Annotated in this window: 20 protein-coding genes; 9 read left to right on the top strand and 11 right to left on the bottom strand. The window is 67.6% G+C overall.

Annotated elements, in window-relative coordinates:
- Positions 1-131: 131 nt before the first annotated feature.
- A complete protein-coding gene (locus JOE53_RS02475; RefSeq protein WP_204946683.1) occupies positions 132-1,076 on the bottom strand; it encodes a glycosyltransferase family 2 protein in 945 nt (314 codons plus the stop codon).
- A 43-nt stretch (positions 1,077-1,119) separates the two neighbouring features.
- On the opposite strand from JOE53_RS02475, the gene JOE53_RS02470 reads away from it, so the two are divergent.
- The 4 genes from JOE53_RS02470 to JOE53_RS02455 are packed head-to-tail and all read left to right on the top strand — an operon-like array spanning position 1,120 to position 4,193.
- Positions 1,120-2,031, top strand: coding sequence for an NAD-dependent epimerase/dehydratase family protein (locus tag JOE53_RS02470; protein ID WP_204946682.1), 912 nt, complete (start codon positions 1,120-1,122; stop codon positions 2,029-2,031).
- A complete protein-coding gene (locus JOE53_RS02465; RefSeq protein WP_204946681.1) occupies positions 2,028-2,858 on the top strand; it encodes a transketolase in 831 nt (276 codons plus the stop codon). The genes JOE53_RS02470 and JOE53_RS02465 overlap by 4 nt, the downstream gene beginning before the upstream one ends.
- Positions 2,842-3,732: a transketolase family protein gene (locus tag JOE53_RS02460; protein ID WP_325168442.1), complete on the top strand. Its 891-nt coding sequence runs from the start codon at positions 2,842-2,844 to the stop codon at positions 3,730-3,732. The genes JOE53_RS02465 and JOE53_RS02460 overlap by 17 nt, the downstream gene beginning before the upstream one ends.
- Positions 3,729-4,193 (top strand): GtrA family protein, encoded by a 465-nt coding sequence (locus JOE53_RS02455; protein WP_204946679.1) that lies wholly within the window; start codon positions 3,729-3,731, stop codon positions 4,191-4,193. Before JOE53_RS02460 ends, JOE53_RS02455 begins: the two co-directional genes overlap by 4 nt.
- On the opposite strand, the gene rfbF is transcribed toward JOE53_RS02455, so the two are convergent.
- Positions 4,147-4,923 carry a glucose-1-phosphate cytidylyltransferase gene (gene rfbF / locus JOE53_RS02450; protein WP_204946678.1) on the bottom strand — a complete coding sequence of 259 codons (777 nt, stop codon included), beginning with the start codon at positions 4,921-4,923 and terminating at the stop codon, positions 4,147-4,149. The two genes, JOE53_RS02455 and rfbF, sit on opposite strands and share 47 nt — an antisense overlap.
- Before the next feature lie 100 nt (positions 4,924-5,023).
- On the opposite strand from rfbF, the gene rfbH reads away from it, so the two are divergent.
- From rfbH to JOE53_RS02435, 3 genes are read left to right on the top strand one after another with little or no spacing between them, the layout of a single operon-like run.
- On the top strand, positions 5,024-6,331 hold the full coding sequence (rfbH, locus tag JOE53_RS02445) for a lipopolysaccharide biosynthesis protein RfbH (protein WP_204946677.1): 1,308 nt from the start codon (positions 5,024-5,026) through the stop codon (positions 6,329-6,331).
- Positions 6,331-7,368, top strand: a complete 1,038-nt coding sequence (rfbG, locus tag JOE53_RS02440; RefSeq protein WP_204946676.1) for a CDP-glucose 4,6-dehydratase — start codon at positions 6,331-6,333, stop codon at positions 7,366-7,368. Before rfbH ends, rfbG begins: the two co-directional genes overlap by 1 nt.
- The gene (locus tag JOE53_RS02435) at positions 7,365-8,300 is read left to right on the top strand and encodes a PDR/VanB family oxidoreductase (RefSeq protein WP_204946675.1); all 936 of its coding nucleotides are present in this window, start codon (positions 7,365-7,367) and stop codon (positions 8,298-8,300) included. Before rfbG ends, JOE53_RS02435 begins: the two co-directional genes overlap by 4 nt.
- Positions 8,301-8,305: 5 nt before the next feature.
- Here the strand turns inward: JOE53_RS02435 and JOE53_RS02430 are convergent, their stop codons facing one another.
- The 6 genes from JOE53_RS02430 to JOE53_RS02405 all read right to left on the bottom strand — a co-directional run bounded on the left by JOE53_RS02430 (position 8,306) and on the right by JOE53_RS02405 (position 14,281).
- Positions 8,306-9,427, bottom strand: a complete 1,122-nt coding sequence (locus tag JOE53_RS02430) for a glycosyltransferase (protein WP_204946674.1) — start codon at positions 9,425-9,427, stop codon at positions 8,306-8,308.
- Positions 9,428-9,430: 3 nt separating this feature from the next.
- A complete protein-coding gene (locus JOE53_RS02425) occupies positions 9,431-10,894 on the bottom strand; it encodes an LCP family protein (RefSeq protein ID WP_204946673.1) in 1,464 nt (487 codons plus the stop codon).
- On the bottom strand, positions 10,891-11,358 hold the full coding sequence (gene purE / locus JOE53_RS02420; protein WP_016463393.1) for a 5-(carboxyamino)imidazole ribonucleotide mutase: 468 nt from the start codon (positions 11,356-11,358) through the stop codon (positions 10,891-10,893). Before purE ends, JOE53_RS02425 begins: the two co-directional genes overlap by 4 nt.
- Before the next feature lie 273 nt (positions 11,359-11,631).
- Positions 11,632-12,771 carry a 5-(carboxyamino)imidazole ribonucleotide synthase gene (locus JOE53_RS02415; protein ID WP_204946672.1) on the bottom strand — a complete coding sequence of 380 codons (1,140 nt, stop codon included), beginning with the start codon at positions 12,769-12,771 and terminating at the stop codon, positions 11,632-11,634.
- Positions 12,772-12,841: 70 nt separating this feature from the next.
- On the bottom strand, positions 12,842-13,339 hold the full coding sequence (locus JOE53_RS02410) for a PH domain-containing protein (RefSeq protein WP_005048196.1): 498 nt from the start codon (positions 13,337-13,339) through the stop codon (positions 12,842-12,844).
- A 162-nt stretch (positions 13,340-13,501) separates the two neighbouring features.
- A complete protein-coding gene (locus tag JOE53_RS02405) occupies positions 13,502-14,281 on the bottom strand; it encodes a biotin--[acetyl-CoA-carboxylase] ligase (protein ID WP_204946671.1) in 780 nt (259 codons plus the stop codon).
- Between the two features lie 151 nt (positions 14,282-14,432).
- On the opposite strand from JOE53_RS02405, the gene JOE53_RS02400 reads away from it, so the two are divergent.
- Both JOE53_RS02400 and JOE53_RS02395 read left to right on the top strand, forming a co-directional pair.
- On the top strand, positions 14,433-16,034 hold the full coding sequence (locus JOE53_RS02400) for an acyl-CoA carboxylase subunit beta (protein ID WP_204948156.1): 1,602 nt from the start codon (positions 14,433-14,435) through the stop codon (positions 16,032-16,034).
- Entirely contained in the window at positions 16,031-16,285 is a 255-nt protein-coding gene (locus JOE53_RS02395; protein ID WP_204946670.1) for an acyl-CoA carboxylase subunit epsilon, read from the top strand. Before JOE53_RS02400 ends, JOE53_RS02395 begins: the two co-directional genes overlap by 4 nt.
- A gap of 249 nt (positions 16,286-16,534) precedes the next feature.
- On the opposite strand, the gene JOE53_RS02390 is transcribed toward JOE53_RS02395, so the two are convergent.
- Genes JOE53_RS02390 through JOE53_RS02380 form a run of 3 tightly spaced genes read right to left on the bottom strand, consistent with a single transcriptional unit; the run spans position 16,535 to position 19,465 of the window.
- Positions 16,535-17,572 (bottom strand): hypothetical protein, encoded by a 1,038-nt coding sequence (locus JOE53_RS02390; RefSeq protein ID WP_204946669.1) that lies wholly within the window; start codon positions 17,570-17,572, stop codon positions 16,535-16,537.
- Positions 17,569-18,807, bottom strand: a complete 1,239-nt coding sequence (locus tag JOE53_RS02385) for a sensor histidine kinase (RefSeq protein ID WP_204946668.1) — start codon at positions 18,805-18,807, stop codon at positions 17,569-17,571. Before JOE53_RS02385 ends, JOE53_RS02390 begins: the two co-directional genes overlap by 4 nt.
- Positions 18,797-19,465 (bottom strand): response regulator transcription factor, encoded by a 669-nt coding sequence (locus JOE53_RS02380; protein ID WP_204946667.1) that lies wholly within the window; start codon positions 19,463-19,465, stop codon positions 18,797-18,799. Before JOE53_RS02380 ends, JOE53_RS02385 begins: the two co-directional genes overlap by 11 nt.
- Between the last annotated feature and the right edge of the window lie 52 nt (positions 19,466-19,517).

Below are 19,517 nucleotides of genomic sequence, written 5' to 3'. Positions count from 1 at the left end.
TGACCGTACCGCCTCCCGGCAAAGGGATCATCCTCCCGAGCGTCATGACGCGACGAGTTCACCCCCGGGCGACACGCCAACGACCTGCCGTGCCCCGGGGGTGAGGTTGACTGCGAATCCAACTACACGTGCTAGAGGTTCAGCTTCTCCACCTGGACCGCCTGTGGGCTCGGGCGCACCTCAGCCTGGATGCTGACCACGTACTCGCCGATCAGACCGAGGAAGAGCATCTGCAACCCACCGAAGAACGTCACTGCGACGATGAGGGTCGGTATACCGGGGTCAGCGTGCACGAGACCGAACGCGAAAAGAAGAAGACTCACCAACCCGTAAAGCATGCCTGCAGCGGCAATGAAGACTCCCAGGAACAGCGCCACACGGATCGGCGCGCGCGCCGTGGAGACGAGTCCGTTGAGAGCTTGATCGATCAAGTCAGGGATGGAGTTTCGCGACTTCCCGTGCTCACGCTGGCCCCACTCGTACTCGACGGTGCCATAGCGCTCCGTCGCCTGAGCGACAAGACCTCGAATGTAGGGATACGAACCCAGCGCGGGGATCACACTGTCGATGACCGATCTCCGAGCGATCAGGAACTCCCCCGCGTGAGGCGGCGGTGAGGCGGCGCCTCCCGCCGCACGTACCAGGCGATAGTAACTGTCACGCGCCGCGCGCATGACGAAGCTCTCCCGGCGGTTCTTCCGAACGCCGTAAACGACATCGCGATCCGGGCCCAATGCCGCGACGAGCTCCGGGATGACCTCCGGCGGATCCTGCAAGTCGGCCGGGATCATCGGCACGACGAGGTCGCCGGTCGCTGCTCGCAACCCCACTGCCATGTTGCGGAATGGACCGACGTTCTTCGAGTTAATCGCCACCTTGACCCGCGGATCCTGCCGAGCCACGGCGCGGAGGATCTCTCGTGAACCGTCTGTGCTCGCATTGTCGCTGATGATGTGTTCGTAGTCGAACTCTCCCAGCTCCGTCTCCATCACCGAGCGCACCCGGGCGACACACTGCTCGATGTTCGCTTCCTCGTTGAAGCACGGAGTAATGATGCTGATCTTCTGTCGGGACATGACCTTCTGCTTTACATCTTCATGAACGCTCTAGACTGTCTCTGTGCGTTGTGTGGTCGTCGGAGCGGGTGGGTTCATCGGTTCGGCAGTCGTGCGGCGACTTGTCACCGACGGCCACGCTGTGGCCTACGCCAAGCGTCCCGCGTCTTCCACAGCGCGCTTGGCGGGGCTCGACCTCCATTCCATCACGATCGATGAGACATTCGATCGCGACACGGTCACTCGGTCCCTGCGCGAGTTCGGAACGGACATCGTGATCAATGTGGCATGGAGTGGCGTGGCCAACCACGCACGGAACGACCCGTCGCAGTTCGATAACGTGACGCTGGCGGATGGATGGGCCCACGCCGCGGCGGAAGCCGGCGTCGGTCACTACATAGGTGTGGGCTCACAAGCGGAGTACGGACCTACCGATGGCATCATCGATGAGAACACTCCGCTCCTCCCGACCACCCGATATGGCGTTGCGAAGGCGGCCGCCGGTCTCGCTACCCGGGCTGCACTGCTGGAATCCGCGACGGCATTCACCTGGGTGCGGATCTTCTCGGCATACGGCCCCGGTGACGCGCCCCACTGGATGATCCAGGCGGTCGGACGCTTGCTTCTGCGCAACGAAGCAGCCGAAATGACTCCCGGTACACAACTCTGGGACTACATCTACGTCGACGACATCGCGGCGGCCTTCGCCGCGATGGCCACCGTCTCCGGCGGCGTCGGATACGTAAACCTCGGTTCGGGAACGGTCTCCACCATCAGGCAGATCGTCGAACAGATGAGGGAGATCTCCGGATCGAGGTCCGATCTGCGTTTTGGCGCCGTCCCCTTCCGTCCGGACCAGGTCATGCACCTCCAGGCCGATATCTCCAGGCTGACTTCGGCCACTAACTGGCGCCCTCAGGTACCGCTCTACGAGGGGCTGGCCCGAACGATCGAGCACTTGCGGAAAGAGACATGAAGACTGATTGGGATGCTGCTGCCTTTGCTCAGCGGATACGAGAGCTGACGGTACGGATGGTGTCGCGATCCGGCTCGTCGCACGTAGGATCGGCACTTTCCCTCGCGGATATCGTTGCGGTGCTGTACGCCGAAATTGCCCATGTCGACCCCCGTGATCCCGGCTTGCCGGAGCGGGACCGCGTGATTCTGAGCAAGGGACACGCGTGCTCCATCATCTATGCTGCCCTCGCGGCGCGCGGCTTCATCGCCGAAGAAGAGCTGGACGAGTACGCGCAGCCAGGATCGCGACTGTTGGCCCACATCAGCCATCGGGTTCCGGGAGTCGAGTTCTCGACAGGCTCGCTCGGCCACGGCCTCCCTTTCGGCGTCGGCAAGGCAAACGCGGCGCGACTCAGCGCCCAGCCTTGGCACACGTTCGTCCTTCTCGGGGACGGCGAGATGGATGAGGGCAGCAACTGGGAGTCTCTCCTGTTCGCCGCCCACGCCCGACTCTCCAACTTGACCGCAGTCATCGACGCGAACAACCTCCAAAGCCTCACCACGGTGGGTGAGACGCTCGGACTGGAGCCACTGCCAGACAAGCTCCGCGCCTTCGGCGCCGACGTTGTCGAGGGGGACGGCCACGACCTCGAGTTCCTCCGTGAAGCGCTTCGCCCAGCCGCCGACGCGCAACGATTCGACCGCGGCCCCCGCGTGGTTATCGCGCGGACCATCAAGGGGAAGGGTGTGTCGTACATGGAGAACAGCGTCGCTTGGCACTACAAGAGCCCCAACCCGCAGGAGCTCGATCAGGCGCTCGCGGAGATCGGTGGCGGGCGTGCGTAACCAGTTCGTTAACCTCCTCCGCGGGTGGGCCGAGCACGATCGGCGTGTCACACTCATCGTGGGCGACCTTGGATATGGGGTCGTAGACGAGTTTGCCAGCACGCTCCCCGCCCAGTTCATCAATGCCGGAATCGCCGAACAGTCGATGATGACGATGGCGGCAGGAATGGCGTCCGAGAGCTTCCGGCCGTTCGTCTACTCGATCGCGAACTTCCCGACCTTCCGCGCGGCCGAGCAGATCCGCAACGACATCGCACACCATCGCCTGCCCGTCACCGTGGTGGCTGTCGGCGGAGGTCTGGTTTACGGCTCCCTCGGATACTCACACCACGCCATTCAGGACTACGCACTGATCCGTGCGATGCCAGAGATGACCATCTACGCACCCGGCGACCCCCACGAAATGGACGCCGTGTTCGCCGAGATTCAGCGTAAGGCCGTACCGGCATACCTGCGCATCGGGAGTCCCGCGACGCCTGCCGTCCATACCGGTCCCGTCGCCGTCGAGGCCGGGGCGCTGCTGCATGTCGCTGGTCCCGTCGACACCGATCGGGCCATCATCACGACGGGCGCCGTTCTGGCTCTGGCACGCGAGTGGCTCGACCTTCCCGCGTATGAGGGTTACGGCCTCTACTCCATGCCCGTATGGGGCGCAGCGTTCCGGGGACGTGCGCTGGACGCACTCGCGCCGTTCTCGCGAATCGTGACCGTGGAGGACCATCTCCTGGACGGAGGCTTCGGATCGTGGATACTCGAAAGCTTGTCCGCCGAGGACCGAGCGGTCAGCGTCCGCATCAAAGCGTTGGATCCTGTGGTCGCAGAAGCCGTGGGCAAAGAAGATCATCTCCGCCTCGTCGGCGGGCTCGTTCCGTGACCGTGCCGTCCAAGACGATGTCCGCACGCAGCGAGCGAGTCCGGGAACTCGGACGCTTCCTGATCACGGGTCTGACGAACACCGTCGTCGGCTATGTTCTCTTCGCCGGTGTTCAGTATCTCCTAGGACGCTACGTCACCTACATCGGCAGTCTCCTCATCGCGCACCTGCTCTCTTCGCTGATCGCGTTCGTCCTCTACCGAAAGTATGTGTTCCGCGCTTCCGGCGGTGTCGTCGGACAGTTCGCGCGCTTCCAGACCGTGTACATCGTGCCGCTGTGCGTGAACATCCTGCTGCTGCCGGTGCTCGTGCAACTGTTCGCTGTCAACGTCTACCTCGCTCAGGCGTGCTCAACGGTCGTGATCGCAATAGGTTCCTACTTCGCGCACAAGTACTTCTCGTTCCGACCTCGGGTTACCAAATCTTCCATGGCGCCTGACCCGACGCCCAGATCTCGTTGAGTTGCTGAGCCTCGCGCACAGTGTCCATCGGCTGCCAGAATCCGTCGTGACGGAAAGCCGCGATGCGCTTGCTTTCCGCGAGAGCGTGGAGCGGCCGCTGTTCGAACACACAGTCGTCCCCGTCGATGAGTTCGAACACATCGGGCGCGAGGACGAAGTAGCCGATGTTGACCCAGTCCTCCATCTGAGGCTTCTCGCGGAAGGTCCCGATGATGCCTGATTCGTCGATGTCCACCACTCCGAAGCGGCTATAGGGACGCGTGACCGTCATCGTTGCGCTGAGCCCATGGCTTTCGTGGAACTGCAGCAGGCCGCGGATGTCGACGCTGGCGATCCCGTCTCCGTAGGTGCAGAAGAAAGTCTCGTCACCGATGAAATCTTGGAGCCGCAAGATGCGTCCCCCCGTCATCGTGGCCAAACCTGTGTCGACGACGCTGACCGTCCAGTCGTCCTGCTCCTGCTGCTGCCCGTGATAGACGATGCTGTCCTTCTTCCCGAGCGAGACAGTGAAGTCGAGGTTCTCGGGCAGGTAGTTCAAGAAGTAGTTCTTGATGTGCTCTGCCTTGTAGCCCGCCGCGACGACGAAGTCAGTGATTCCCTGCGAGGCGAGAATCTTCATGATGTGCCAGAGCACCGGCCTACCGCCGATCTCGACCATGGGTTTGGGCCGGAACTCCGTCTCCTCGCGCATTCGGGTGCCGAGGCCGCCCGCGAGCAGGATGGCTTTCATGGTGCCGCCTTTCGTGTTGCTGACACCGAGCCTACAATCAGGCTGGCAAGAGGCGTGGCGGTAGGATGAGAGTCTTCCGGCTACCTTCTAGGAGTTCTGCTTGTCCGCGTCACGTGAAGATATTCTCTCGCTCGTCCGTGAGTTCGCCGCCGAAAAAGTCAAGACGCAGCCGTTCGTGCGGGGCGAGTCAGCGGTCCCCGTGTCCGGCAAGGTGCTCGATCCTGAGGACTTTGCGAGCCTCGTTGATGCGTCACTCGACGGTTGGCTTACATCTGGACGCTTCCACCACGAGTTCGAGGAGAAGCTGGCGAACTACGTGGGCGCGAAGAGCGCGCTGTTCGTGAACTCCGGGTCAAGCGCCAACCTCGTCGCGCTCAGCGCGCTGACCAGCCCTAAGCTTGGGCGACGAGCGTTGAAGGCCGGCGATGAGGTGCTCACCGTAGCTGCCGGTTTCCCCACCACGGTCAATCCCATCATCCAGAACGGTCTGCGTCCGGTCGTGGTTGACGTCGAACTCGGAACATACGACGCTATCGCCGACCGCCTGCGCGAGGCCATCAGTCCGAAGACGCGGGCGATCATGATGGCGCACACCCTGGGAAACCCGTTCGATCTCGACGTCGTGCGGGCGCTCTGTAAGGAGCACGGACTCTGGCTCGTGGAGGACTCGTGCGACGCCTTGGGTTCGACCTACAACGGGCAGCGTACTGGCAGCTTCGGCGACACTGCCACCGTGTCCTTCTACCCGGCTCACCACATCACCACAGGCGAAGGCGGGGCCGTGTTCGTCAAGTCCGCTTTGGTGCGCAAGCAAGCAGAGTCCTTCCGCGACTGGGGACGCGACTGCTACTGCGAGACAGGGAAAGACAACACCTGTGAGAAGCGATTCGAGTGGCAGCTCGGTGATCTGCCTTACGGATACGACCACAAGTACATCTACAGCCACATCGGCTACAACCTGAAGTCCACAGACATGCAGGCTGCACTGGGCGTGTCACAGTTGGCGAAAGTCGACTACTTCGTCGAGAAGCGTAAGGAGAACTTCCGCTATCTCACCGAGAAGCTCCAGGGCGTTCAGGGCCTCATCCTTCCGCGAGCGACCGAGAACTCCGACCCGTCCTGGTTCGGCTTCCCCATCACGTTGGATCCGGAGCACCCGGTCGACCGCACCGCGCTGCTGCGATTCCTCGATTCCCGAAAGATCGCGACGCGCCTCATTTTCGCCGGAAACCTCATCCGACAGCCGGCCTACCGCGATGTCGATTTCCGCGTGGTCGGCGACCTCACGAACACGGACATCGTGATGAACCGGGCGTTCTGGGTGGGCACCTACCCCGGCCTGACCCCCGAAATGCTCGACTTCGTCGCCGAGTCGATCGCAGAGTTCATGGAAGCGGCCGCACGCTGATGCACGTGTTGATCACCGGGCACACGGGCTTCAAAGGCGCGTGGCTCACGGTGCTCCTCCACGAACTGGGGCACACGGTCTCCGGCTTGTCTCTGGACCCCGAACCAGGTGCGCTTTACGAAATCGCTGCACTGAAGGAGCTCGTCCAGCAGGACCATCGCGTCGACATTCGTGACGCGGCGCGGACGGCGGACGCGATCGCCTCTGCCGCTCCGGACGCCGTGGTTCACCTCGCTGCCCAGCCGCTCGTGAGACGGTCGTACCGCGAGCCACGATTCACGTACGAAACTAACGTAATGGGCACCTACAACGTGCTCGAGGCGTCCGCGTCCGTCGCGTCGGTGAGAGCTGTGGTCGTCGCCACTACCGACAAGGTGTACCGCAACGTCAACCGCGTGGCGGGCTACCGCGAGGATGAAGCTCTCGGCGGCGACGATCCTTACAGTTCCTCGAAGGCTATGGCGGACCTCCTCACTCAGTCCTGGGCGAAGAGCTTCCCCGGAGCGCCCATCGGCATTGTCCGAGCAGGCAACGTGATCGGTGGCGGAGACGTGTCTGCCGACCGATTGTTCGTCGACCTGATCGAGGGGTTCCGTCGCGGAACTGCCGTAGATATCCGGTACCCGGATGCGGTGCGGCCGTGGCAACACGTCCTCGACTGTCTGAACGGCTACGTGTATGTTCTACGCTCGCTCCACGACGGAGCACCGTCCGATGCCTGGAACATCGGACCCGACGAGCGGAGTTTCATCACGGTCCGCGAGATCGCGGACACGATGGCCTCTCAATGGTCAGCATCGGCCGCGTGGAACGATCGCTCCGACGCGGAACACCCGTACGAGGCCGGCCTCCTGGCCCTGGATGCAAGCAAAGCCGTCAATGAGCTCGGGTGGTCCGACCTGCTCGCCTATCCGGAGAGCCTGGAGTGGACCGTGGAGTGGGCGAAATCGGTCGACCGCGGATTGGACGCCCGCAGCGTGACGACCGACCAGGTGAGAGCATTCCTCTCTCGTGAAATCGAGGCACGCGGGGCATGAGCAGAACCATCTCTGCACGAGTCGCGTCCAAGCGGCGAGTAGCTGACGATGTTGTCGAACTGGAACTCGTGGGCGAGAGGGAACCGCTCCCTTCCTGGGAGCCTGGCGCCCACGCGGATATCCACTTGCCGAACGGGATGATTCGTCAGTACTCGCTCCTGCGCGGAAGGACGGATCCCCGCGCGTGGCGAATTGCAGTGCTCATCGAACCCGAGGGTCGCGGCGGGTCGCAGTACCTCGGCGAACGTGCCGCCGAGGACATGGTTCTCTCTGTGGGAGAGCCGCGCAATCATTTCTCCTTCGAAGACGGTACCCGATTCGACTTCATCGGCGGCGGGATCGGTGTCACGCCGCTGTTGTCGATGATGGAGCACGCAGAAGAACTCGGCGCTGAATGGGAACTGCATTACCTAGGTCGGTCACGGTCTCATCTGGCCTACGTCGATGAACTGATCGAGCTTTACGGCGATCGCGTCGTTCTTCATCTCGCCGATGAGGGCGGGCGTATCGAACTCGAAAGCCACGTCGCGGCGCTCCCGCCATCGACGAATGTCTACTCGTGTGGTCCCGAACGTCTCCTCGAGGGGCTCGAGTCGATTCTCGGGGACAGCGAGCTGCTCCACATCGAGCGCTTCAGCCCGAAGCCCCAGGCCTTTCTCCCGAATCGCGCCTTCACCGTCGTCGCAGCCCGAAGTGGTGTGGAATTCGACGTGCCCGAAGACGAGTCGATTCTCGTTGCCGCCGATTTCGAAGGGATTAGTGTCGACGGCGATTGTCTGGAAGGGACGTGCGGCTCCTGCGAAACGGTCGTCATCGACGGCTCCGTGGAACATCGTGACTCCATCCTCACATCACGGCAGCGCAAGGACGGCTCGTGCATGATGATCTGCGTCTCCCGGGCTCTCGGGAACCGGATCACGCTCGACCTGTAGCACCCTCACAGGTCGGCGTGAAGCTGCCAGATGCGTTCGGCGGCACCGAGCCACGAGAAGGCCCGTCCGCGATCCGCCGCCAGAACGGCCTGGCGCTCGACGGTCGCGCCCGACGCCAGCAGGTCCGCCAGAGCGGCGGCGAGCGCACCCTCCTCGGATGCCGAGGCGAGCATGCCGCCGTCCCAGACGACCTCGCGATGGGTGGGCGAGTCGGCCGCGATCACCGGCACGCCCACGGCGAGCGCCTCCAGCACCCGCCACGGGAAGGCGGTGAGCTCACTCGGCGCGATCAGGGCGACCGCACCCCCCAGCACCGCAGCCCGATCGGCATCCTCGAGGCTGCCGCGCACGTGCACGCGAGCCTCCGCCAGCCCGGATGCCGAGGCCACGTCGACCAGGGCCGGCTCGTCGCCGTCCGGCGCATCCATGATGACGACCGGCAGGTCCGCGCCCGCCGCAGCGATGGCGGCCAGCGCGTCGGACACGCGAGCGGACGCCGCCGATGATCCCGCCACCACCACGTACCCGTCGGGGATGCCGAGCGCACGCCTCCGGCCGACCTCGTCGGTAGGGACCGCGAACCTCGCAGGGGCCGCCCCCGCGATGACGCGGATGCGGTCGCCTAAGGGCGCGATCTCGCCGAGCCGCTCGGCCATCGCGTGAGTCGGGACGACCACGGCGTCGGCGTGCTTGACGGCGCGCTTGAGCATCGCGCGGTGCCACGTGACGGCCGTCCGGGCCATCTCCCCCGGCCGCTCCCAGGCCGCGAGATCCCACATGGTCACGACGGTCTGGTCGTGACCATGCAGGCGGTCGTGCTTGACGAGGGGGGCGAGACAGGTCGGCGAGTGGATCATCCCGCCCCCGATGCCGGGGGCGATACCCAGCTGCCACGACGCGGCGAGCTCGCGGCGAGCAAGGGGGGCACGTGTGGCATCCACCAGCCCCGGCACGGCGCTCTCGAGCGCCGCTGCGGCATCGGCGACGGTCGGGATGATCGCCGCCACGTCGCAGCCCGAGGGCGCGGCCGTGATGAGAGCCCGGGCGAGCTCGCGCGAGGCTATGCCCAGATCGGCATCCGTGGGCGCGACGATCTGGTCGAGCACGAGGCGCAGCGTCGCGGCCACGGCTCAGCCCTCGGAAGCGGGAGTCGGCGACGGCGGATAGAGCGCCTGCTGGATGAGGTCGCGCACGTGCGCGTACTCGTCCGGCGTCGGGTTGTCGGTGTCGATGCCAGCACCCTTGGGAGTGAGCTCGAGCGTCTGCACCGGCTGTTCCTTGGCCTTCACGCCCAGCTGCACGAGGAACCCGAGCATCGAATCGGGGATATCGGTCTTGACCAGGTCCGAACCCGCCGCGGCGACGGCCTGGAAGCGGCTCAGCACGTTCGCCGGATTCGCCTGCGCGAGAATCGCCTGCTGCAGCTCGCGCTGGCGACGCATCCGGTCCCAGTCGCTCGTCGTGTAGCGCGACCGTGCGTACCACTGGGCGGTGTCGCCGTCCATGTGCTGCGGACCCGCCTCGATCCACCCGATCGCCCAGTCCTCAGCGGGCTCCCCCTCGTAAGTCGGCCCGCCCCCCTCGGGCAGCCGCTCCTGGACGGTGATGTCGACACCGCCGAGCGCGTCGACGATGTCGGCGAAGCCCTTCATGTCGACGAAGACGTAGTACGGGATCTGGATGCCGAGAATGCCCTCCGCGGCATCCTTCGTCGCCTCGACGGCCGGCGTGGAACTGTTCGCCGCGGCATCCGGGTAGATGTCCTTGCCGTCATCGGGCTGGCAGATCTCGACGGCGTTCATGAGCTGGTTGATGCCCGGGCCCCACCCGCAGGTCTCTGAGGGATGCCCCTCGAAGCCGTCCGGATAACGGTCATGCATGGGTCCGTCGGCGAACGGCGCGTACGCCAGGTCGCGCGGGATGCCGGTGATGTGCACCGCGCCGGTCTCGGCATTCACCGACACCACGGAGATGCTGTCGAACCGCATGGAGTCCCGGCCCAGTCCGCTGTCGGCTCCGAGCAGGAGGAAGTTGTAGTAGCCGTTGGACGGCGGAACGGGCGGCGCGTTGTTCGTGAAGATCGACGCGATCGCCTCGCGCGCGGGCGCCAGCAGCTGCTGGGCCGCGTAGACCGCGCCGCCGCTGCCGACGATGAGACCGACGATGGCCAGGGTCGCCGCGAGCGGACGCGCGCCCGGCCGCAGGTTCACGAGGCGGATCAGACGGAGGGTGTCGATCGTCAGCACGACCCACAGCACGGCGTAGGCCAGGAGCACTAGCTGCACGGCCAGCAGTGCGGCGGCGTTCGTGCCGAGCGTGAACAGCAGCGTCGGCCACACCAGGGCCGCGACGGCCGCGACGACCACGCCCACCCACATGATCAGCGTCGCCGTCAGCCCCACCCGGCCGAGACGCCGGCTTCCTGCCAGGACCTGCGCCGAGCCGGGAACCAGGAAGTTCAGGGCCAGCAGCCACCAGGCGCGGCGGGTCATCACGCGCGGCGACCGCGTGTCGGGTCGACGCATCGGCTGCTCGCCGACGATCACCGGCTCCGCCGCGGGCCGCGGTGAGCGCGGTGGGGCAGCCGTGCTCACAGAGACTCCTTCAAGCGCAGGTTCTTCTCCTCGACCTGCGCCTCCAGCGTGCGCGCGTACTGCTCGACACGGTCGGCGATCCGTGCGTCGGACGCACCGAGGATCCGCGCCGCCAGCAGACCGGCGTTCTTGGCGCCGTTGATCGACACGGTCGCCACGGGAATCCCCGCCGGCATCTGCACGATACTCAGCAGCGAGTCGAGACCGTCGAGGGTCGCCAGCTGCACGGGAACACCGATGACCGGCAGCGCCGTGACCGACGCGAGCATGCCCGGAAGGTGGGCCGCGCCGCCGGCCCCGGCGATGATCACCCGCAGACCGCGCTCCCGCGCCTCACGGCCGTAGCGCAGCAGCTTGTCGGGCGTGCGATGCGCGGAGACGACCTCCACCTCGTGCTCGATCGTGAACTCGCTGAGGATCTGCGAGGCGTCGCTCATGACGCGCCAGTCGGAGTCCGATCCCATGACGACGCCGACGAGAGGGGATGCCGAGGAATGCAGAGCGCGGGTCACCCGACCAGGCTAGGACGGCACGCTGGAAGAACCCCGCAACGCCACGCATCCCGCCCTCCGTGCACGGCGTTCCCGCTCGGTGCTTCGCACCTCGCTCAACGACCGGGAGGAACGACTCGCCGCAACTGCAAGGTGGCGCGAGCGACTCGCCGCGGCATCCACCACCACACCGGCGTGTCACCCGCCAGCCCTTGCAGTTCGGAACGACGGCGGCGGGCGAGGCGGTCAGTCGGCGAAGAACGCGGCTGCGGCGCGGGCCTCGTAGACGACGGCATCCACCTCGTCGCCGAAGGCGTTGACGTGGCCCACCTTGCGTCCGGGCCGCGGCGCCTTGCCGTACGTGTGCACCTTCACCGCGGGGTGCGCGGCGAGCGCGGCCGGAAAGCGGCTCTCCAGCGAATCGGTCGCGGGACCACCGAGGATGTTCACCATGACCGCCCACGGCTGACGCGGAGCGGGGTCGCCCAGCGGGAGGTCGAGCACCGCGCGTACGTGCTGCTCGAACTGCCCGGTGACGGCACCGTCCTGACTCCAATGCCCGCTGTTGTGCGGTCGCATGGCGAGCTCGTTGACCAGCAGACGCTCGTCCGTCGTCTCGAACAGCTCGACCGCCAACATTCCGGTCACGCCCAGCCCTTGGGCGATGCCTGTACCGATCGACGCCGCGACCTCGGTCAGACGCGCACCGCCGCGCGGGGCCGGCGCAACCACCTCGGCGCACACGCCGTCACGCTGCACCGTCTCGACGACGGGATACGCACGCAGCTCACCGGAAGGACTCCGCGCGACCTGCTGGGCCAGTTCGCGCGAGAAGTCGACCAGCTCCTCGGCCAGCAGCGCACCGCCGTCGAACCAGTCGGCGACCTCGGCAGGGTCGCTGACGACCCGCACCCCCTTGCCGTCGTAACCGCCTCGCGGCGTCTTGACGACCACGCGCCCGCCGTTGGCGTCGAGGAAGCCTTGCAGCCCCGCCGCGTCGGTGACGGCCGCCCATTCCGGCTGCGGCATACCGAGCTCGGCCAGGCGCGCTCGCATCGCGAGCTTGTCCTGCGCGAACTGGAGCGCGTCGGGACCGGGGTGCACGGGGATGCCGTCGGCTACCAGCGCCCGCAGCACGTCCTGCGGGACGTGCTCGTGATCGAACGTGACGACGTCGACGTCGCGGGCGAATGCGCGCACCGTGTCGAGGTCGCGGTAGTCGCCGGTGGCGGTGGCAGCGAGCTGCGCCGACATCCCCTCATCTTCGGCGAGGACGCGCACCTGGACGCCGAGCTCGACCGCCGGCGCGATCATCATCCGGGCGAGCTGTCCACCGCCCACGATGCCGAGGGTGAGTGCCATGGTGCTCCCTTTCGTCGCATCCATCTTCTCAGCTCGCACCGCGCACCGTCGCACACAGCCGGCCTCCCTCGACGAGCGACACGGGGCGTCGAGGTCAGCGTGGTAGGGGCGGTGGGTCGCCGATGAGCGGCGCCGTGGCCCCATCCCAGTGCCCGTCGCGATGCGCGAGGATCTGGCTGACCTCCACCTGATCGGACAGGGCTTCGTGCAGCAGACGGACGGCAGGGACGTTCACCATGCGCAGCGGCTCGTCGACACCGTTGGACAGCACCAGCGTGCCGGCCCCCCACAGGCGCTGCACCGGTCCGCGTCGCTCCGCGATGGTGTAGCCGCGAGCGTGCAGCACCTCGTGACGTCGGCGGCCGAAGATCCCAGACTGCTCGACGACGCGGCGCGTCGTGACGGTGTACGTGTGCGTCCACCACCGGACGTAGGGAATCACGACGAGCAACACGACGACGATCCCCGCAGCCACCCACAGCATCCAGTCCTGCAGCGGCTCGGGAAGATTGCCGGTGAAGTATCCGGTGGCGCCGGACACGGCGATCAGCACCAGTGCCGACCAGAACAGCCGCCGCGCGTGCGCACGCACGCACGCGACACGACGCTCCGGTGCCGGCGCGCCGGGTGCGGGCGCTGCGGGACGCCCGGGGTAGGCGGTCGGCGAGGTCACGAGATCATTGTGCCCGGCGTTGACGCGAATCCGCGCATGACCGGGCCGTTGCGGGGCTGACGGGCGGCGCGGCGCGATCGATCAGCGCACGTGCACGACGTCACCGGCACCCACGATGCTCTCCACACCGTCGCCGGTGGCGACGACGAGACGACCGTCGGCGTCGAGCCGTCGGGCGGTGCCGACCAGCACGGTCTCGTCCGGCAACGAGACGCTCACGCGGCTGCCGAGCGTCGCGCATCGCTCTGCCACGTCCGCGGCGACGGCCTCGCCGCCGCCGACCGCGAGCTGCGCGATGAGGTCGCGCAGTCTTCCGACGTACGCGGCGAGCAGGCGATCCTCGTCGGCCTCGATGCCGAAGGCGGCGAACGACGTCGCCGTGGGCACGGGCAGGTCGACCTCCGCCATCGCGGTGTTGACGCCGGCGCCCAGGATCACCGTGTGCGGATCGGTCGGGAGGACCTCCGCGAGGATGCCGCAGATCTTGCGGCCGTCCACCAGCACGTCGTTCGGCCACTTCAGCGTCACGGTGTGTTCGGGCAGCTGTGCCGCGACCGCGTCCACCATGGCCGCACCGGCGACGAGCGGGATCCAGCCGCGATCGTGCACGGCCACCGCACCGACCCGGAGCACGATCGAGACCGCGAGCGCTGAGCCCGGCGGGGTCACCCAGGTGCGATCGAGGCGCCCCCGTCCGGCTCGTTGGTCGCGGGTCACCAGCAGCGACAGGTGCGGATGACCGTCCGGATCGTCCTCCGCATCGCGGATGAGCTTCGCGTTCGTCGAATCGACGCTCTCGATGACGTGCACCCGCGGTGAGACGGCGGCGGTCAGGGGATAGCCCTCGGTGGGAATCGACATAGCGCCACCCTACGCGCGGGCCGCGTCAGGCGGCCGTGCGCATGGCGCGGCATCCCACAACCGAATCGCCGTCCCGTTGTGAGCGTCCCCCAACAGAGTCACCGACCCGGTCGCTAGGGTGGAAGGCGTGCCTCAGCAGTCAGAGCCTTCCGTGCAGCCAGTGACGTCCGCGCAGCCCGACCTGTCCACCACCGCCGGCAAGATCGCCGACCTGCGTGCCCGCTACCAGGAGGCAGTGGTCGACGCGGAGGTCCGCGCTCAGGATAAGCAGCACGCGAAGGGCAAGATGACCGCCCGCGAGCGCATCGAGCTGCTCGTGGACCCCGGGACGTTCGTGGAGTTCGACGAATACGTGCGCCACCGCACGACCGCGTTCGGGATGGACCGGTCGCGCCCCTACGGCGACTCGGTCGTCACGGGCGTGGGGACCATTCACGGTCGCACCGTCGCCGTCTACGCGCAGGACTTCACCACCTTCGGCGGGTCGCTGGGCGAGGTCGCGGGCGACAAGATCATCAAGATCATGGAGTACGCCCTGCGCGGCGGCATGCCGATCATCGGCATTCTCGACTCCGGCGGCGCCCGCATCCAGGAGGGTGTGGTCGCCCTCGGCAAGTACGGCGAGATCTTCCGCCTCAACACCGCTGCGTCGGGTGTGATCCCGCAGATCTCGATCATCATGGGACCGGCCGCCGGCGGCGCCGTGTACTCCCCCGCCCTCACCGACTTCGTGGTCATGGTCGACAAGACCAGCCAGATGTTCGTCACCGGCCCCGACGTCATCAAGACCGTCACCGGCGAGGACGTCGGCATGGAGGAGCTCGGCGGCGCCTACACGCACAACACCCGCTCCGGGGTCGCGCACTACCTGGCCGAGGACGAGGACGATGCGATCGACTACGTCCGCTCGATGGTGGGCTACCTGCCCGACAACAACATGGCGGAGATCCCGGTGTACGAGAACGGCTTCGAGTGGGAGACCACCGACGCCGATCGCACCCTCAACACGGTCGTGCCCGACTCCCCCAACCAGCCGTACGACATCCACCAGGTCATCTCGCACATCGTCGACGGCGGCGACTTCCTCGAGGTCCAGCCGCTGTTCGCACCGAACATCGTCATCGGCCTGGGCCGCGTCGAGGGGCGCACCGTCGGCATCATCGCGAACCAGCCGTCGCAGATGGCCGGCACGCTCAACATCGAGGCGGGCGAGAAGGCGAGCCGCTTCGTGCGCTTCTGCGACGCGTTCTCCATCCCGATCCTGACCCTCGTCGACGTGCCCGGCTACCTTCCCGGCACCGACCAGGAGTGGACCGGCGTGATCCGCCGCGGTGCGAAGCTGCTGTACGCCTACGCCGAGGCGACCGTGCCGTTGGTCACCGTGATCCTGCGCAAGGCATACGGCGGCGCCTACATCGTCATGGGCTCCAAGCAGCTGGGCGCCGACGTCAACCTCGCCTGGCCGACGGCGGAGATCGCCGTGATGGGAGGACAGGGTGCCGTCAACATCCTCTACCGCGGCGAGATCCGCAAGGCGGAGGAGGCCGGCGAAGACGTGGCCGCCGTTCGTCAGCGCCTCGCGAACGAGTACACCTACAACGTCGCGTCGCCCTTCCTGGCGGCCGAGCGCGGCGAGCTGGACGGAATCATCGAGCCCGCGCAGACCCGCGTGGCCGTCGCGAAGGCGCTGCGGTCGCTGCGCGGGAAGCGGGCCAGCCTGCCCCCGAAGAAGCACGGTAACATCCCGCTATGAGCACGCCCGCGACGCCCGCGTCGGACGCGGATATGGCCGGTGCGGATGCCGTGCACATCGACATCCGTCGCGGAAACCCCACCGCGGAGGAGCTCGCCGCCGTGATCGCCGTGGTGACCGAGGCCTACGAGCGCGAGGCTGCGGACGCCGTCGTCGAGGACGGTCCGCTGCGTTCGGCGTGGGAGGTCTCGGCGCGCGGCCTGCGTGCGCCCCTGCGGCGCGACGTGGCCTGGGGACGGTTCGCAGGCTGAACCCGCCTCCGATCGCTTGTCCCCCAAAATACCTACAGACACAGCTTTCTCCACCGGGAAGAATCGATATCGCTGGAACGCTTCTGCGTTCGGTCGGCCCGCTTCATGAGCGGAACGACCCTTCGCGAGTCGGTTTTCGGGTAACCACTCGCATGGCGAGGGGCGGGCGGCTTCGCCGCCCCTCGCCTCCTCTTCTTTCGGCGCCTTCTTCTCTCGCACGTTGCCGGCACGCACCGCCGCGCCAGGCCCTCACGGGCGACGAGGGATCTCGCTCCACAGATCGACCTCGTCGTCGCCGTCTTCGGCGGCCGATCGGCCGACGACGGTGACCGCGACGTCATCGTGGGTGGCCGCCCGCACGTACACCCGGTCGGAATCGGCCTTCGCGAGCACCTCGGCGAGGCGGGCGCGCACCGCCGCTCGCTCCGCCGGCGACAGGCCGTCGAGGCCTCCTTCGTCGAGCACCGACACCGTCGTCCCCCGTTCCCGCGCCGCTGCGAGCGCCGCTCGCACCTCCGCGTCGAGCAGGGCAGAGCCGCGCAGCTCGTCGCGCAACGCTTCTTCGGCGATGCGCGCCGCGCGACGTTCGTCCTCGCTCAGACGCCCCGCAGCCTCGATCGTGCGCGTGAGCACCGGCCCGGCCAGCGCGAGGGCACGCTGCACCTGCGCGCGACGTTCGCGCCGCATTCCCTCTTGAGTCGCGAGCCATTCCGAGGCCGCCCGCTGCAGAGCGGTGAGCTCCGCGGTATCGCGGGCAGCGCGATCGACGAGCCACGTCAGCAGCTGCGCGACCCCCACCCACAGCACCGCGCCGACCACGCCGAGCGCCAGGGCTGCGGCCGGACCGATCCAGAACGCCGCTTCGGCCGCGAGGACGACGACCCCGCTCCACGCGATCCACGGGCGGCGGCGCACCATCACGATCGTCAGGAGCGCACCGACCGCACCCAGGCTCCAGGTCCCGACATCCGCGCCACGCGCGTCGGGCTGGACGGCGAGCCACGTCGCGTTGGGCACCAGCACCGCGGCGGCGAGCGCGAGCACCGCAGCCCAGGCGGGCAGGACCGAGCTGCGCCCGAGGTCGCCGGTGATGGGATCGCGCCGCGTGGGCAGAGCACCCGAATTCCAGAACACGCAGATCCACGTCGTCGCCAGATACAGCGCCACCGCGCACACCAGAACGAGCGGCATCTGCGGCGCTACCGTCCAGACGAGACCGCCGATCGCGAGATACGTCGTGAAGGCGATCGCCAACGCCGACAGGGTGGCGTGCACACGGAAGTTCATCGCGAGAACTCCCAGTCCAGGACGACGTGAGTCCCGTCCGCCGCCGTGCGCACGCGCGCGCGGCCGCCGACGGCCGCCATGCGCGCCACGATGGACCCACGAATTCCCAGGCGATCATCGGGGATGCTCGCCGGATCGAAGCCGGGACCGCGATCGGTCACCTGCACGCGCAGGCGCTGCCCGTCGGCTCGCAGAGCCACGCGCAGACCTTCTCCGTGCGCATGGACGATGGCGTTGGAGACGGCCTGCGTGGCGGCCAGCACGACGGCTCGCGCGACGCGCCCCGGAACGAGCGGAGCGGCCGCGGCGATGTCGGCGGCGACGGGCGCGTCCGCATCGAGATCGGCCACCACCCGGCGAAGGGCGGCCGCAATCGCCGTCACAGCGACCGGCTCGTCGGGCCCCTCCCCGGAATCCTGATCGGTGTTGGCCAGGCGCATCAGGGCCTCGCGCGCCATCGCCGTCGCCAGCGCCTCCTCGCGCTCCGTGTGTGCCCGCTCCGCAGCGATGAGCGCCGCCAGCACGCTGTCGTGCATGAGCGCGGCGACGGCGACCCGCTCGGTCTCGGCGGCATTGTGGGCGGCGGCGACGGCGTAGGAGGCGACGGCCTCGCTGCGCGCCTGATCGATGCCCACCGCCACACCCCGCAGCAGACGCCCGAGGGTGATCACCACCGCCGCGAGGATCGCGGCGAAGACCGCATCGCGCACGACATCGACGACGTCCGCGGGGGCGCCATCGAGTTGGGTCAGCCGGGCGATCGCGTACAGGATCGGGATGACCGCCGCCCACGCGATCTGCAGGGGAAGACCGAAGGCCAGCACGGCCGCCGTGGTGCCGACGTTCAGCAGATACCAGATCCAGGGCGAGCCCTCCGCGGCATCCACCCGCCCGTGGGTGACGAGGGGCCAGCAGAGCAGGGCGATCGGGAAGACGACGGCGAAGACGCCCGCCGCGGTGCGCACCCCGACCCCCGCGACGGATGCCGCGATCATCACCCCCAGCGGAATGAACACCACCAGCAGCAGCGGCAGGTGCGCGGCGGGCGCCTCCTGGTGCGAGCCGAGCGCATTGAGGAACGCCTGCGTGCCCAGCACGGCGCACCCGAGGGCGACGACGGTGCGGATGATCCGCTCCACACGCGCCTGCGTGAACCGCTCCGCTCCCGCCGCGATGTCTCCCAGCGGACGCCGGACCGCCGGGTCGACGGCGATCGGCAGGGGCTCAGTCGCCACCGGCCGCCGTTCCGGCATGGCCGGCCATCAGGCCGTCCTCCATCGCACGGCGGAGCAGATCGACCTTGGTGGGGGCGGGACGGCCGACCTCGACGTACTTGGTGCGCACCCGCGTGATGTTCTCCTTCGCCGTGGAGTACGCGATGCCGAGGCGGTCGGCGACGGCCTTCAAGGGCAGGCCGGCGGCGTACAGCCGCAGCACGTCGCGCTCCCGATTGGACAGCTGCGCGTCGGCGAAGGCGCGGTCGCCGTCGACGGCGCTGGCCCATTCGACGTTGTCGAGCGCCTCGCCGCGGGCCACGGTGCGGATGGCGGCGATGACGTCGTCGATGCGGGATGCCTTGCTGATGACGCCGGCGGCCCCGGCGGCCAGCGCCTCGCGCACCGCCGCCGGCCGGTCGGCGACGCTGTGGATGAGCACGGGTGAGCCGTCGGCGATGATGCTGGTCACGTTCTCGGTGACGGTGGTGCCGTCGCCGAGCGTGAGGTCGAGGACGACGATGTCGACGGGAGCCGAGCCCGACCGCCGGCGCCACTCGAGGTAGGCCCGCACGCTGCTGCCGGAGAAGACGACCTCCTTGGTCACGGCACGCGCGCACGCCGCCTCGAGCCCGAGGCGCACGGACTCGTGGTCATCGATGAGAGCGACGCGGGTCATGGGGTCAGCCTAACCACGGCCGCTGCTCGCCCACATCCGACGAACGAGTGAC

This window comes from Microbacterium laevaniformans (assembly GCF_016907555.1).
GTDB classification, from domain to species: Bacteria; Actinomycetota; Actinomycetes; order Actinomycetales; family Microbacteriaceae; genus Microbacterium; species Microbacterium laevaniformans.
Note: the sequence above shows the minus strand (reverse complement) of the source record. Positions and strands in the feature narration are given on the sequence as shown.

What these genes read in the sequence shown, in the direction of transcription:
- JOE53_RS02475 (WP_204946683.1), bottom strand. Translation starts at nt 1,076, where the DNA reads ATGTCCCGACAGAAGATCAGCATCATTACTCCGTGCTTCAACGAGGAA.
- JOE53_RS02465 (WP_204946681.1), top strand. Translation starts at nt 2,028, where the DNA reads ATGAAGACTGATTGGGATGCTGCTGCCTTTGCTCAGCGGATACGAGAG.
- rfbF (WP_204946678.1), bottom strand. Translation starts at nt 4,923, where the DNA reads ATGAAAGCCATCCTGCTCGCGGGCGGCCTCGGCACCCGAATGCGCGAG.
- rfbG (WP_204946676.1), top strand. Translation starts at nt 6,331, where the DNA reads ATGCACGTGTTGATCACCGGGCACACGGGCTTCAAAGGCGCGTGGCTC.
- JOE53_RS02435 (WP_204946675.1), top strand. Translation starts at nt 7,365, where the DNA reads ATGAGCAGAACCATCTCTGCACGAGTCGCGTCCAAGCGGCGAGTAGCT.
- purE (WP_016463393.1), bottom strand. Translation starts at nt 11,358, where the DNA reads ATGGGATCGGACTCCGACTGGCGCGTCATGAGCGACGCCTCGCAGATC.
- JOE53_RS02415 (WP_204946672.1), bottom strand. Translation starts at nt 12,771, where the DNA reads ATGGATGCGACGAAAGGGAGCACCATGGCACTCACCCTCGGCATCGTG.
- JOE53_RS02405 (WP_204946671.1), bottom strand. Translation starts at nt 14,281, where the DNA reads ATGTCGATTCCCACCGAGGGCTATCCCCTGACCGCCGCCGTCTCACCG.
- JOE53_RS02395 (WP_204946670.1), top strand. Translation starts at nt 16,031, where the DNA reads ATGAGCACGCCCGCGACGCCCGCGTCGGACGCGGATATGGCCGGTGCG.
- JOE53_RS02390 (WP_204946669.1), bottom strand. Translation starts at nt 17,572, where the DNA reads ATGAACTTCCGTGTGCACGCCACCCTGTCGGCGTTGGCGATCGCCTTC.
- JOE53_RS02380 (WP_204946667.1), bottom strand. Translation starts at nt 19,465, where the DNA reads ATGACCCGCGTCGCTCTCATCGATGACCACGAGTCCGTGCGCCTCGGG.